Consider the following 1156-nt stretch of genomic DNA (forward strand, 5'->3'; position numbering starts at 1 on the left):
AGTGGCCATGCGTCACTCTCAGCACCTTTTGAATTTCGAGTGTCGCTTGCCAGTAGGGTTGAAACGCTCACGGCCATGGACACGGTAGATTGCAATGTGTGCCTGTCGATTTGGCAAGACGGTGAGATTGAGCAACGTTTTCACGGTGTGGTGCGCACGTTTTCGGTTGGTGATACTGGAACCCATCACACTCACTATGCACTAGACATGGTGCCTGCCCTTTCACGACTGTCATTGCGTCAAAACAGCCGTATCTTCCAACAACAGACTGTGCCCGACATCATCAGCATTTTGCTGCAAGAGATGGGCATTGATGATTACGCCTTTTCGCTTTCAGGCATGCCTGAGCCCAGAGAATACTGTGTGCAATACCGTGAGTCGGACTTGGCGTTTATCGAGCGCATCGCGGCTGAGGAGGGCTTGCTCTATGCCTTCTTCCACAATGAAAACGGCCATACGGTGCTCTTTACCGATGAAATGCAGGCCTTACCAACATTCAGTGAGCCCTTGGAATACAACGCCACGTCAGGGGGTTTGCATCGCCAGCCCTTTATCAAAGGTTGGCAAGATATCACGCAAGTACGTCCCTCTTCAGTGCAGCTCAAAGACTACAGTTTCAAAAAGCCAGCGTATGGGTTCTTGCAAGATACCTCTGGAACCGAGATGGCCTTTCAACGGGGTACCTATGAGCACTTTGATTACCCCGGTCGCTACAAATCTGACACGACTGGCAAACCCTTTACCCAATACCGCCTTGAACACCTTCGTAGCAATGCGATAACGGCCACAGCAAGCAGCAATGCCCCATGCTTGTATCCTGGGCACGTCTTTTCACTGATTGAACACCCGAATCCCGACAGCAACCGCAAGTGGACCGTGGTCAGTACCACCTTTCAAGGCACGCAACCACAAGCCTTGGAAGAGCATGGCACTGAGGACATGACTACCTTCCACAATACCTTCTCTGTCATTCCCAACCACCGACCGTGGCGACCCAAGCCGCAACCCAAACCGTGTGTCCAAGGGCCGCAAATCGCCACCGTCACGGGTCCAGAGAGCGAAGAAATCTATTGTGATGAACACGGGCGCGTTAAAGTGCAGTTCCCGTGGGACCGCTATGGCAACAGCGATGATGCCTCAAGCTGTTGGGTACGTG

1 protein-coding gene is annotated in these 1156 nt (G+C 52.5%); it reads left to right on the plus strand.

Annotated elements, in window-relative coordinates; genetic code table 11:
- Positions 1-39: 39 nt before the first annotated feature.
- Positions 40-1156 (plus strand): type VI secretion system tip protein TssI/VgrG (tssI, locus tag ATN88_RS17115; protein ID WP_232313357.1); only part of this gene is annotated, 1117 nt, incomplete at its 3' end.

It is taken from the genome of Enterovibrio coralii, from assembly GCF_001559595.1.
Taxonomy (GTDB): domain Bacteria; phylum Pseudomonadota; class Gammaproteobacteria; order Enterobacterales; family Vibrionaceae; genus Enterovibrio; species Enterovibrio coralii.